The 11,948-nt window shown below is 43.0% G+C and carries 14 protein-coding genes; 3 read left to right on the plus strand and 11 right to left on the minus strand.

Going from position 1 to position 11,948, the window contains the following annotated elements:
* The first annotated feature begins 3 nt into the window (after positions 1-3).
* Positions 4-177, plus strand: a complete 174-nt coding sequence (locus tag B649_RS12615; RefSeq protein ID WP_291750882.1) for a hypothetical protein — start codon at positions 4-6, stop codon at positions 175-177.
* On the opposite strand, the gene B649_RS09125 is transcribed toward B649_RS12615, so the two are convergent.
* From B649_RS09125 to B649_RS09135, 3 genes are all read right to left on the minus strand, one after another.
* Positions 146-397 (minus strand): Txe/YoeB family addiction module toxin, encoded by a 252-nt coding sequence (locus tag B649_RS09125; RefSeq protein WP_015654237.1) that lies wholly within the window; start codon positions 395-397, stop codon positions 146-148. The two genes, B649_RS12615 and B649_RS09125, sit on opposite strands and share 32 nt — an antisense overlap.
* Positions 397-648, minus strand: a complete 252-nt coding sequence (locus tag B649_RS09130; protein WP_015654238.1) for a type II toxin-antitoxin system prevent-host-death family antitoxin — start codon at positions 646-648, stop codon at positions 397-399. The genes B649_RS09125 and B649_RS09130 overlap by 1 nt, the downstream gene beginning before the upstream one ends.
* An 81-nt stretch (positions 649-729) precedes the next feature.
* Positions 730-1,134 (minus strand): hypothetical protein, encoded by a 405-nt coding sequence (locus B649_RS09135; protein WP_015654239.1) that lies wholly within the window; start codon positions 1,132-1,134, stop codon positions 730-732.
* A gap of 222 nt (positions 1,135-1,356) precedes the next feature.
* On the opposite strand from B649_RS09135, the gene serS reads away from it, so the two are divergent.
* Both serS and B649_RS09145 read left to right on the plus strand, forming a co-directional pair.
* Complete coding sequence (serS, locus tag B649_RS09140; RefSeq protein WP_015654240.1) at positions 1,357-2,601, plus strand: serine--tRNA ligase; 1,245 nt, start codon at positions 1,357-1,359, stop codon at positions 2,599-2,601.
* A gap of 18 nt (positions 2,602-2,619) precedes the next feature.
* A complete protein-coding gene (locus tag B649_RS09145; protein WP_015654241.1) occupies positions 2,620-4,968 on the plus strand; it encodes a tetratricopeptide repeat protein in 2,349 nt (782 codons plus the stop codon).
* Here B649_RS09145 and pssA read toward each other — a convergent pair.
* The 8 genes from pssA to B649_RS09185 all read right to left on the minus strand — a co-directional run bounded on the left by pssA (position 4,956) and on the right by B649_RS09185 (position 11,808).
* The gene (gene pssA / locus B649_RS09150; RefSeq protein ID WP_015654242.1) at positions 4,956-5,678 is read right to left on the minus strand and encodes a CDP-diacylglycerol--serine O-phosphatidyltransferase; all 723 of its coding nucleotides are present in this window, start codon (positions 5,676-5,678) and stop codon (positions 4,956-4,958) included. The two genes, B649_RS09145 and pssA, sit on opposite strands and share 13 nt — an antisense overlap.
* Positions 5,679-5,682: 4 nt before the next feature.
* Positions 5,683-6,330 carry a phosphatidylserine decarboxylase gene (locus B649_RS09155; RefSeq protein WP_015654243.1) on the minus strand — a complete coding sequence of 216 codons (648 nt, stop codon included), beginning with the start codon at positions 6,328-6,330 and terminating at the stop codon, positions 5,683-5,685.
* 10 nt (positions 6,331-6,340) lie between these two features.
* Positions 6,341-8,293, minus strand: coding sequence for an ATP-dependent zinc metalloprotease FtsH (ftsH, locus tag B649_RS09160; protein ID WP_015654244.1), 1,953 nt, complete (start codon positions 8,291-8,293; stop codon positions 6,341-6,343).
* Between the two features lies 1 nt (position 8,294).
* Positions 8,295-9,131 (minus strand): 50S ribosomal protein L11 methyltransferase, encoded by an 837-nt coding sequence (locus B649_RS09165; protein WP_015654245.1) that lies wholly within the window; start codon positions 9,129-9,131, stop codon positions 8,295-8,297.
* A complete protein-coding gene (locus B649_RS09170) occupies positions 9,131-9,505 on the minus strand; it encodes a chemotaxis response regulator CheY (protein ID WP_015654246.1) in 375 nt (124 codons plus the stop codon). The genes B649_RS09165 and B649_RS09170 overlap by 1 nt, the downstream gene beginning before the upstream one ends.
* A 74-nt stretch (positions 9,506-9,579) precedes the next feature.
* Positions 9,580-10,278 carry a 1-(5-phosphoribosyl)-5-[(5-phosphoribosylamino)methylideneamino]imidazole-4-carboxamide isomerase gene (hisA, locus tag B649_RS09175; RefSeq protein ID WP_015654247.1) on the minus strand — a complete coding sequence of 233 codons (699 nt, stop codon included), beginning with the start codon at positions 10,276-10,278 and terminating at the stop codon, positions 9,580-9,582.
* 13 nt (positions 10,279-10,291) lie between these two features.
* A complete protein-coding gene (hisH, locus tag B649_RS09180; protein ID WP_015654248.1) occupies positions 10,292-10,903 on the minus strand; it encodes an imidazole glycerol phosphate synthase subunit HisH in 612 nt (203 codons plus the stop codon).
* Positions 10,900-11,808, minus strand: coding sequence for a PDC sensor domain-containing protein (locus B649_RS09185; protein ID WP_015654249.1), 909 nt, complete (start codon positions 11,806-11,808; stop codon positions 10,900-10,902). Before B649_RS09185 ends, hisH begins: the two co-directional genes overlap by 4 nt.
* Positions 11,809-11,948 lie beyond the last annotated feature (140 nt).

The following is an 11,948-nucleotide window of genomic DNA, read 5'->3' on the forward strand; positions in this document are numbered from 1 at the left end:
GCGATGACTACTAAAATAATCGATACCGATGAAGAGCTAGCCATCGTAAACGCGGTGGAAAACGGTGAATATGTTTCACTCCCGAAAGATGAGTTAGAACCCTTCAAACAATTACTAAATACTGCTGCAACCGAAACGATAAATCTTAATAATGATACCGACACTGCGCCACAATAATAAGATCATTTTTGATCGTATAGATGAGGCGATGTTCAGCGGTAATCCGTCGGGACAGATACCCCGATAAATTCTCTTTCAACCGCTCAGGTTTTCCCAACCCCTCATCAGGATTTCGGCGGATGTCTTCTAAGAGTGTATTGATCCTCTTTAGAATCTTTTTGTCGTTGTGTTGCCAATAGAGATAGTCTTCCCATCCCTTTGTCGAAAACGCGATCATCAACTCGCTATCTCTCGAATGGTGAATTCCCCTTTTTCGATCTCTTCGATTGAATCCATCAAACGATCACGATTTGTTTTAGACGAGAGCAGATACATCGTCTCTTTCATCGACGCATACTCTTCATAGGAGATCAACACGGCGCTTTGGTTATCTTTGGTCGTGATGATGTACTCTTCACAGTCGTTGCACACGCTGTCAATCATACTTCGCAGATTATTACGTGCCGCAGAATAAAACATGGCTTGCATCGCAAACTCCTTATTTTGTCAATATGTTGTCATAATATCGGATAAAACTAATTTTGTCAAGATATTGTCATATTAGAAATCTTATTTAAAAAAAGCCCTCTGCTTTAGAAGTAAATATATAATTGGAATATAAAAGACTATCTTGAGCAGATAGATTATTCTCTCCAATATTGCACTATTTTCTGCAAAATAGGCGGTTATTGTAATTGTATTCATAAAAGCTGTGAAACCAAATATGATGACTACTAACCACATCGCCCATTTATTCCCTTTCAATAAAAAATAATTTATTCCAAAAATCAAAAATAGCCCAGTTAAAATTGTTACTATTTTACGCCCAATAGCATAAATAATATCAAGAATAAAGAAACTTTCTGTCCCGTACATTCCAGCTACGATAAATATCAATATTAAAGGGATAATGACACTTAACCACAAAAGCCTTGTTGCCCATATCACCTCTTTTGGTACTATAAGAACTTGCATTTTTCACCTTAATCTCATTAAATTTAGTTATTTTACAACTAATCATAGCTATTCCTAGTCAATTTATGCAATATTTTTTCCGTTCGTGGTGAGCTTGTCGAACCATGAACTCACCCTTCGACAGGCTCAGGGCGAACGGAGGTAGCTAGAGTATGATTTTGACCTAATTTCAGCCTCTTTTGGCTATAATCGATCATTATTTAATCGCAGGAATGACCCTTTATGATCGATGTAAAACTTCTCCAGAAAAATTTTGACGAAACCGCAACAGCGCTGATGCGCAAAAAAGTATCATCTGAAATAATTGCTGAACTCAAATCCGCTAACGAAACCCTCAAAAGTGCCAAACTCGCTTACGAAACGCTGCAAGCCAAACAAAACGAATTGAGCCGCCTTTTCGGTCAATACAAAAAAGAGGGAAAAAGCACCGACGAGTTGAAAATCGAAGTCGATGCGAACAAAGTAACCCTTAACGATCTTCTCGATACGCAACGCTCCGCCGAAGAAGCTCTCGATGCGATCATCATGCGCGTCCCGAATATCCCCGATGCGGATGTTCCCGACGGTGAAGACGAAAACGATAATATCGAAATTCGCAAAGTACTCACTCCTCCGACCTTTACCTTTACCCCAAAAGAGCACTGGGAACTCGCCGAAGCTAACGGCTGGATCGATTTCGAGAAAGGTGTCAAACTCGCCAAAAGCCGTTTCAGCGTTGTTGGGGGGATGGGTGCCCGTTTAGAGCGTGCCCTTATCAACTTTATGCTCGATTTCAACCGCGAGCGCGGATTTGAAGAGTACAGCGTTCCGATGCTCGTGAATCGCCGTGCGTTGGAGGGGACGGGTCAGCTTCCGAAATTCGAAGATGATTTGTTCAAAGTCGAGGATGAAGAGTTGTATTTGATCCCGACGGCGGAAGTACCTCTCACCAACCTCTACCAAGACGAAATCCTAAACGGTGCCGAGTTGCCAATCAAAATGACGGGATACACCTCATGTTTCCGTAAAGAAGCGGGAAGCGGCGGACGCGACGTGCGTGGGATGATCCGTCAGCATCAGTTTCACAAAGTCGAACTTGTCTCCATCACCCGCGCCGATCAAAGTGACGCGGTGTTTGAAGAGATGGTGGCGTGTGCCTCTGATCTTCTCGCGGCGCTCGGTCTTCCTCACCGTCTCGTTACCCTCTGTACCGGTGATCTCGGTTTCGGTGCGGCGCGTACCGTGGATCTCGAAGTATGGCTTCCGGGACAAAATACCTACCGTGAAATCAGCTCTGTTTCCAACACACGGGACTTCCAAGCCCGCCGTGCGAAGATCCGCTACAAAGAAGAGGGGAAAAATATCCTCGCCCATACCCTCAACGGTTCAAGTTTAGCGGTCGGACGGACGATGATAGCTATCATGGAAAATTTCCAACAAGAAGACGGCAGTATCATCATCCCTGCTGTACTCCAAAAATATCTCTAACCGAAACAAAGAGAGGCTATGGCTGAAGAGCAAGAAGAGATAATCATCATCGAAGAATCGGATGCTGCCGGCGTCGAAAAAACGTCTGATGCGTCTGAAACACCTTCGGATGAAAAACCAAGTTTTTTAAAAAATAAAAAGCTTATCATTATTGCCGCAGGTGCTCTAGTTCTCCTCCTCTCAATCGGGGGGGGATTGGTTTTTGTCTTCTCCGGACATTCGGAGGATACCAATGCCACTCTCGAAAAGCCTATTGCCGGACATATTCCGGAAGAAGAACCTCTTATGGAACCCAGTGAACTTGAAAATATGATTGAACGGGCTAACTATCTCTACGCCAACGGCAATCAAAATGAAGCACTCAAACTGTATGAAAAAATCGCCCTTTATTCCGAAGCTATCTCCCAATACAATCTCGGTGTTGTCCAACTCAAAGAGGGGGAATTTGAAGGGGCTCTGGAAAATTTCAAACGCTCGATTGAGAACGGTGAAAACCGATGTGTCAGTGCGATCAATGCCGCAGTATGTTGTCTCTATCTAAAACAAGAATCTGATTTCAATACCTACATCAATATGGCACAAACGTATCTCCCGCAAGAGAGCAATTCGCCGATGTATTCGTATTATTATTCTCTTATCAACTATTACAAAGGCAATTACCTCGAAGCACTGAGTTCTCTAAAACATCCGACGACCGATGAATATATCGGGACACAAAACAAATTACGCGCTAAGATCAATGCTCTTTTTGGAAGTTTTGAAGATGCGATCAATTCCGTAAGAAATTCATTTGAAGAAGATGACTCTTTTTCTTTAGGGCTTATGTATGCCAATATCGGTGATTTAGCCTCGGCTCAAAAATATTTGAGTGATGCGATTATTCAGAGCAATAAGCCGATTCAAGAACAGCTTGCTTTGTCCTTTGTTTATCTAAAATCCGGTCAACATGAAAGTGCCGGGAACTTGATCAGACAAACTACCGATACCTACCCTAAAGAGGTTTATACCCCTTATCCCCTCCATGTATTCCTAAAATCATCTCTCTTTAATCCCGACGATATTCAGCACTTTTATCGCGATCGCACACAGAGTAATCGCGCTAAAATCTATCAAAATCTCTTTTATTTTGCCCCTTATAAAATATACAATGCAGATCAAACCATCAACTATATCCGTAAAGGGAATGCCAATATTTATATCGATGACATTAGCAGTGCCAAAGAGTACCTCCAAAAAAGCAGCCGTGCTTCGAGCGTCGATTACGGCATTGCCCTTGCAATCCAAAAAGCGCTCAGTTCTCGTCTTCGTGACTCCAATGAACAACTTCAAGAACTCTTAAAACGTAATCCTCAGCACTCGATTTTACACTACAATTTGGCTTTAACCTATGCACAGCTTGGTAATAATGCAAAAGCGTATGAGCACTTTCTACGTTCTTATCATCTCGATGCAAACAATTATATGTCCGGTCTTTTTGCAATTATGAGTGCAGAAATGATCGGAAAAAGCAATCCAAAGCTCATTGCTATCCTGAAAGATAATCTGGCACAAGAACCGGAAAAGGAAGAGTTTACACTCTATCGTACCATGCTCGAAATTACCCAGAATAATTTCCAAGGAGCCGGTAAATGGCTAGAGAACACCTATAAAGAACGCCCTCTTTATCTTGCGCTTCAAATCGCAATCGCACCCGAAGTCGGAAGAGACGATATTGCCCGTAAGGATGCCAAACGGCTAGCTATTCTCCAACCGCATGATATTCTCCCTCACCTTATGGTAATCGATACCCATTTTAAAGAACAAAAACCAAAAGCATTCGCATCATCGGCAATGAACTATCTAAAAAAGCAGTCATTTCGTTATGATGATCTCTATTTCGGCCCGCAAATAACCCGTGACAAAGCTGTTCTTATGGCCGCCATGACCGGTCAACTAACCCCTCTTATTCAACGCCTTGAAGATAAACTTCAAACCACGACCGATCATACGGTTGATATTATAGAAGCCCTTGCTCAAGCCTATTTCTACAATCAAGATTTTGAAAAATCTTACACCCTGTACAATCAGTTAATCGATACCCATAAAATCCGCGATGAACATATTTTCTTTATGGGTGCATGTGCTTCTATCGGAGCAGAACATTATGAAAATGCGATCACCCTTCTGGAACTCGCTAAAATGAAAAATCCTGCCTATTTAGAGAGCCGCTATGCCCTCTCAATTTTATACATGCAAATCCGAAACAACCCCGGAGCAATCGTCCATCTCAGTAAAATGGGAAATACGGGATTTGTCTCTCGCTATTTTGATTTTGGGATTGATACCGAAAAACTCGCAAATGAGCCCCTTAAATATCACCCTCTGTAAATAAGACGTCTTAGCAGATAAAAAGAGGCGCGCAGCGGGCCATACATCAAATACCCTGCCGCTAATATTGCCAAAGCCTCAATCGGATAGATAAATACCCCCAAAGCGACAACAATCAAACCTACAAGAAAGCGCATGAAATGAAATGTTTTAAAATTCATTTTTTTAAAGCTGGGATAGCGGATATTACTCACCATCAAAATCGATAAAACAACAGCTAACGGCAGAGTAAAAACTTTCAATCCAACAAAAGCAGGGTATTGTTCTAATAATATAACAGCAATAGAAATCATAATGGCAGCTGTCGGGATCGGAAGACCGATAAAAACACTCGGTTCAATTCGTGAGGTTGTTACGTTAAATCGGGCAAGACGCACCGCACCGAAAATAATAAACAGTGCACTGACAACTATCCCTGTTCTTCCATAACTCTCACCAACGTACAAGTAAAGGAGCAATGCAGGGGCAACCCCAAATGCGACAATATCCGCCAACGAATCAAATTCGACACCGAAATGGCTTGCCGTATTCGTCATTCTCGCTACACGTCCGTCTAGACCGTCAAAAATCAACGCTAAAAAGATAAACCAGGCGGCAGAAACAAAAGAGCCTTCAAGCCCTAATGCAATCGCATAAAATCCGGTAAAAATAGAAGCAGCGGTAAAAAGATTCGGGAGAAGATAGGCGATGGGCGGAGGAGCTTGGCGCATCGGATTACGCGGCGTTTAGATATCCGATAACACTCTCACCGGCTCGAACAGAAGTACCGGCATTCACCGAGATACGGGTATTTTCAGGAAGATAAATAACGCTGCGCCCTTTGGCTAAAAAACCATAACGAGCACCCTCTTTGAATTTTTGGCTTTTTTCCAACTCAATCCCGATAGGGAAACAGCTTTGCTCACTAAGATGCTCAATATAGATTTCGTCCCCTTTTGTGGATCGAAATGAGATGACCGCTTTTTCATTCAGCGTATCGGAAAGGGGATTATAAAGCGGTAAAGAAGCACCGTGACGAATCTTAAAACCTTCCACCACACCATCAAACGGAGCACGAAGCATCGAGACGTCCCACAACGAATTCATAATGGTTACTTTCGTCATCTTTTGCTCATCAACAATTGTCTCTTCAATCGATAGCACAATACCATCAACGCTGCTGATAACACTGTCTTGTTCTGTTTCAGACGTATTGCGCTCAGGATTACGAAAAATTACCAAGACTGCAAGCAGTAAGCCCCCGGTAATAAATTGGAACAAGTGTAAAGCAGTCATCGTAAAGAATAAAAAAAGAGCGCCAATTACGCCGGTAAGTAGCCAACCTCGGCTTGAGAGGATAAAGGTATCGGTTTGAACGCTCATCTAGTACTCCTTATTCGTCAATAACAATTTTTTTACTCGAAGGTATCTCTTTACGCGGTTCGAGTTTCGTTTCGACATTATGCTCGATTTCAAAAGTTTCAATTATTGCACGAACTTGATCACCGCTAATATTCTCTTTTGCATACAAAAGTTCCACGATTTTCTCGATGGCATCATGATACTCTTCCAAGCGATTTTTGACCGCAATGTAACGCTCAGCCAATGTTGTTTTGATGAAGTTATCCATCTCTTCAGCCATTTTATCACTGTATTCTTTGGCCTGAGTCATTCCGCCGCCCAAGAAAGTACTGCGTTGACGTTCTAATACCATCAATCCTGCAACATCGCTCATACCGTACATCTGTACCATTGCTTTGAGAATGTCCGTAGCACGCTCCAAATCGTTTGCAGCACCCGTAGAGATTTCACCGATAAAGACCTCTTCTGCCGCACGTCCTCCGAGCAATACGTCGATTTCAGCGATTAGTTCATGACGTTGCATGAGATATTTGTTCTCTTCCGGAGTATTGAGCGTATAGCCTAATGCCGCTAAACCACGAGGGACGATCGAAACTTTAGAAACCTTTTTGGCTCCTCTCGTCGTCTCAGCCAGCAACGCATGTCCGCTTTCATGATAAGCAACGATACGTTTCTCTTTTTCATCAATACGGCGGCTCTTTTTCGACAGTCCTGCAATCGCACGTTCTACCGCTTCACGCATATCGGCTTGACGTACCGTTTTTTGGCTTTTACGTCCGGCTAACAATGCCGCTTCATTGATGATATTGGCTAAATCAGCTCCGGCAAGACCTGCGGTTAACCGGGCAATCTCTTCGAGATCGACATCGGCGTCTTGCTTAACCCCTTTTGCATGGACATTGAGGATATCAATACGCCCTTGGAAATCGGGTTTATCGACCAAAACCTGTCGGTCAAATCGACCCGGACGCAGCAATGCAGGGTCGAGAATCTCAGGACGGTTCGTAGCCGCTAAAATAATGATCGGTGTATCGGTTCCAAAACCGTCCATCTCGGCAAGAAGTTGATTGAGGGTTTGTTCACGCTCATCATTTCCCCCCATCATTCCTCCGGCCGCACGGCTTTTACCGATGGCATCAATCTCATCGATAAAGATAATAGAGGGCGCATCTTTTTTCGCCTGTTCAAACAAATCACGAACACGCGCCGCACCGACACCCACAAACATTTCGATAAAGCTTGATCCCGATACAGAGAAAAACGGTACTTCCGCTTCTCCCGCTACCGCTTTGGCCAATAATGTTTTACCCGTACCCGGACTACCGACGAGCAATACCCCTTTAGGGATTTTAGCTCCGAGCTCAACGTAGCGATCCGGTGACTTCAAGAAATCAACGATTTCCAACACCTCTTCTTTTGCTTCTTGAGCGCCCGCAACATCATCAAATTTGGTTTTAGGCTTTTCAGAATTAATCAATTTTTTGGAATTACCCATACCCAAAATGCCGCCACCCATGCTCTTTTGCATTCGTCCCGCAAAAAACATCCAAATAGCAATGATGATTAAAAAGGGGAATAACCATCCGAACATCTCGGTAAACCAATTGCTCTCCGAAAATCCGACATAGTTGATCTGTTTTTCATCAAGAAGCGGAATAAGCGTCGTATCCGGCCCGACAATACGGGTCGTATAGGCGACTTTTCCTTCTCCGTCACTGCCGATAGCTCGGATATAGGTTTGTCCGATCGATACTTTCTCAACTTGTTTGTCTTGGATAAGACGTTTGAGATCAGCATAACTTATCTCTTGAGTACGGGTAACGTTTTGACCGTTAATTTTCCCGGCCAATTCATTTTCATCCCCAATAACCGCTTTAAAAAGGATAATAACCGCAATTGAAAAAATAGCAAAAGTGATTAAAGGATTTTTGTTAAAAAAATTACCGTTTTTATCGGGATTCGGATTCGATTCGTTTTGAGCCATATTATTCATTTCCTTTTTGGGTTACGACAAGCGTTACCCATTCGTTTTCCACAAGACGCTCTGTCAAATCAAAGCTTTTGTATGCACGTAAAACTTTATCTTCATATTTGTCCATTATCCCTGAGAGAATCAAAACTCCCCCTTCGCGTAACCGTTTTTTAAGATCACTCGCAATAAAAACGAGGACATCTGCAACGATATTAGCGATTATAACATCATATTTTTCATCACTCTCTTGGACTGGACCTTCCCACAAACGGCGGTAAGCAATAGAGTTTTGTTCGGCATTGACGATGGCATTTTCAACGGATAAAGGATCGGTATCACACGCATCGACAACGGCACCTTTTTTAATCGCCGCAATCGCTAAAATCCCGCTGCCGCATCCGACATCCATAACGATATCGCCTTCTTTGACGTATTTAGCAACTCCTCGCAGGCACGAAGCGGTAGTCGGGTGATGACCGGTTCCAAATGCCAAAGCCGGATCGATTGCGATGTTCAACATCCCCTCACGAGGCTCTTCCCATGTTGGATGGATATAAAACGGTTCTATTTCGATCGGAGTAATCCCTTGCTGATATTGCGCGATCCAATCATCGTTTTTCTCTTTGCTGAGTTCCATTTCGACATCAATAACTTCACCTAATGCCCGCTGGAGGGCTTCAGCGAACTGCCCGATTCCCCACATAACCGTTTCAAGGTCTTCTTCGCTACGGATGATAAATCCCTCATCAATCTCTTCAAAACCAACCGGAAGAACGTCAACTAAAAAATCGCTAAAAAGTTCTATATGCGATGATGGCTTCACCACCAACATGTAATAGTGATCTTGCATTAACCCTCAGTACCAAGAACAGCTGCAAGTTTCTCTTTCAAAACTTGAGGAGTGAACGGTTTAACAATATAGTTGTTAACCCCTGCTTTAAGGGCAGTAATAACTTCTGCTTTCCCCCCTTCTGTGGTAACCATAATAATCGGAAGGTCTGCGAAACGTGAATCAGCACGTACTTTCTTAACCAATTCCAATCCATTCATCTCTGGCATATTCCAGTCGGTAATCAACATTCCTATATCAGCGTTAGCATCAAGAACACCCCATCCCTGAAGTCCGTCTTCACCTTCCAAAACATCTTCATAACCAAGTCGTGAAAGTGTATTTTTGATGATACGGCGCATTGTCGAACTATCATCTACAACCAATAATTTCAAAGTACGTCCTTTTGTCAATTCTTACTAAACAGAATAAATATCCCAATGATAACCTATCCATCTTTGCGGTAAGTTTAAAGAAATTTTTTGAGGTCTATTCTCCCCTCATAAAAGGCCTTTCCAATAATCACGCCCGCAACTTCACCGCTTTGAAGCAACGCTTCAATATCACTGCCGTCTTTAACCCCGCCGCTGGCAATCGTCGGTATTCCTGAAGCTCTCGCTATCTCAAGAGTAAATTCAACGTTCACCCCGCTCAGGGTCCCGTCCCGTCCGACATCGGTGCAAATAATCGCTTCCACACCCGCATCCGCAAAAGCACGGGCTAAATCGGTCGCTTTCATGGTGCTCACTTCACCCCATCCTTCAACCGCTACATACCCATCGATCGCATCGATCCCGACAACGATAGGATATTTAGCCGCCATTGATTTAACGAATTCGGGATCACGCAACGCGATAGAGCCTAAAATAAGACGATCGATCCCCAAATCCAAATAACGTTGTATGGTTGCCTCATCACGAATACCGCCGCCGAGCTGAAGTTTCACATTACAATTTTCGCGAATGGCACGAATTTGATCCAAATTTTTCGGTTCTCCCGCAAATGCGCCATTAAGATCGACCAGATGAACCCATGTGGCACCCATCTCTTCAAATGTTTTCACCAATTCCCATGGTGTGTCGGAGTAGATTTTTGCACTCTCCATAAGCCCTTTGGTCAAACGTACCGCTTTGCCGTCTTTAAGATCAATTGCCGGAAAAATAGTCATAAAATAAAATCCTTTAGAGGTTAATAAAATTTTTGAGAATATTCAAGCCGTTTTGATGGCTTTTTTCAGGGTGAGGCTGTATCCCCATCACATTATCATGAGCAACTGCACTACTGAAACGGTATCCGTAAACCGATTCCCCGATACTATCCGCTTCATTCGAACATAATGCATGATAGGAGTGAACGAAATAAAGATAATGAGCTTCATCCAACCCTTGAAAAAGAGGATGCTCTTGAGTAAACATCCGATTCCATCCCATGTGGGGAACTTTCAGCGGTGTATGAAAACGGCTGGTATCAAAAGCAACGACGCGACCTTCTATCAGCCCTAGCCCCTCAGAGATACCGAACTCTTCACTCGATTCAAACAATAACTGCATCCCCAGACAAATGCCCAATAAATATTTGCCGCTTTGTGCATATTCGCTCACGGCCTGATCCATCCCGCGATCTTTGAGATGTTCCATAGCATCCCCAAAGGCTCCGACACCCGGGAGAATAATCCGATCGTAATTTTTAAGTTTGTGTGGATCGGATTCAACGACCACTTCTTCTCCGAGAAGATTGAATGCATTTTTAACACTCGCTAAATTTCCCATGTTGTAGTCAACAATGGCTATCATAAACGCTCCTTTTCGTGGGTAAAGCGGATATAAATCGCTAAACTGATGATAAGAATAGCTACCCCTCCAATAATATAAATTGCATTAATGAGCATCTCCGGTGCAGTCATCGCAAATTTAAAAACCAGCATCAATGCCTCAATGGAGAGGGCGATGATGATCGAACCCAAGAACCGCACCATCGTTTTATGAATGTCGGATGCAGGATCTTTTTTGCTTCTCCCCAGAACCTCTTCTTCAAAAAGAGTTTTGACCAAATCAAATATCGCTAACGAAAGGGTCAAGAGAATAGTCGCTTCAAAAATATCTTTTATTTCGATTCTCTCATAGTGACCCAAACCATACGCTAAAAATCCTTCAATCCCTTTGACAAAAAGAAGCAATGCAACAAACGCCAATGCGATTGAGAAAATAGCGTAAACAATTTTAAAAAATCGCCCTGCAGCCGTTTCAGAAGCAAGCGGATGGGCGATACGAAGCACTTCCGAAAGAGGAAGATCGATACAGGCGACATAAACAATTTCACCATTCTCATCAAAAATCGGTTCAGACGCAGTAACCGTAAGTTCATCGTTTAAAAGGGATGGATAAGGATCAGTAATCGTACATCGGCGCTCATGCATCGCACGGTAATAATAGGCACGGGTTGAGCGATTTTCTCCAATATCTTCCTCTGTTTTCCCATTTTTGAGATAGGTAGGAGAAACTTGATTCCCTTTGGCATCTAGCAAATAGGCTGCTTCAAGCCCTTTTAAATCACCTCGGATTTTAAGTAAACGTGCCGTTAATGTCTCAACCGAAACGGAGGGGAGATGATTGGGAAGATTTTTGTGAAACAGATAACAAAAATAGGCTCGCGCTTTCGGGCGGATTTCTGCATATTGCTGAATATCTTGTATGACCATACTCTAATCTCCTCTTAAAAATCGTGCCTCATTTGAGGCAACTTTAGTGCCATACTCTCATGCGTAACCAAAGGAGGCTTTGTTCCATTTAGTGTATAAAATAGAGTATATTGTAGCTTAGTTGCGCTATAGTTACGCTT

It is taken from the genome of Candidatus Sulfuricurvum sp. RIFRC-1 (assembly GCF_000310245.1).
Taxonomy (GTDB): Bacteria; Campylobacterota; Campylobacteria; order Campylobacterales; family Sulfurimonadaceae; genus Sulfuricurvum.

What these genes read in the sequence shown, in the direction of transcription:
- B649_RS12615 (WP_291750882.1), top strand. Translation starts at nt 4, where the DNA reads ATGACTACTAAAATAATCGATACCGATGAAGAGCTAGCCATCGTAAAC.
- B649_RS09125 (WP_015654237.1), bottom strand. Translation starts at nt 397, where the DNA reads ATGATCGCGTTTTCGACAAAGGGATGGGAAGACTATCTCTATTGGCAA.
- B649_RS09130 (WP_015654238.1), bottom strand. Translation starts at nt 648, where the DNA reads ATGCAAGCCATGTTTTATTCTGCGGCACGTAATAATCTGCGAAGTATG.
- B649_RS09135 (WP_015654239.1), bottom strand. Translation starts at nt 1,134, where the DNA reads ATGCAAGTTCTTATAGTACCAAAAGAGGTGATATGGGCAACAAGGCTT.
- serS (WP_015654240.1), top strand. Translation starts at nt 1,357, where the DNA reads ATGATCGATGTAAAACTTCTCCAGAAAAATTTTGACGAAACCGCAACA.
- B649_RS09145 (WP_015654241.1), top strand. Translation starts at nt 2,620, where the DNA reads ATGGCTGAAGAGCAAGAAGAGATAATCATCATCGAAGAATCGGATGCT.
- pssA (WP_015654242.1), bottom strand. Translation starts at nt 5,678, where the DNA reads ATGCGCCAAGCTCCTCCGCCCATCGCCTATCTTCTCCCGAATCTTTTT.
- B649_RS09155 (WP_015654243.1), bottom strand. Translation starts at nt 6,330, where the DNA reads ATGAGCGTTCAAACCGATACCTTTATCCTCTCAAGCCGAGGTTGGCTA.
- ftsH (WP_015654244.1), bottom strand. Translation starts at nt 8,293, where the DNA reads ATGGCTCAAAACGAATCGAATCCGAATCCCGATAAAAACGGTAATTTT.
- B649_RS09165 (WP_015654245.1), bottom strand. Translation starts at nt 9,131, where the DNA reads ATGCAAGATCACTATTACATGTTGGTGGTGAAGCCATCATCGCATATA.
- hisA (WP_015654247.1), bottom strand. Translation starts at nt 10,278, where the DNA reads ATGACTATTTTTCCGGCAATTGATCTTAAAGACGGCAAAGCGGTACGT.
- hisH (WP_015654248.1), bottom strand. Translation starts at nt 10,903, where the DNA reads ATGATAGCCATTGTTGACTACAACATGGGAAATTTAGCGAGTGTTAAA.
- B649_RS09185 (WP_015654249.1), bottom strand. Translation starts at nt 11,808, where the DNA reads ATGGTCATACAAGATATTCAGCAATATGCAGAAATCCGCCCGAAAGCG.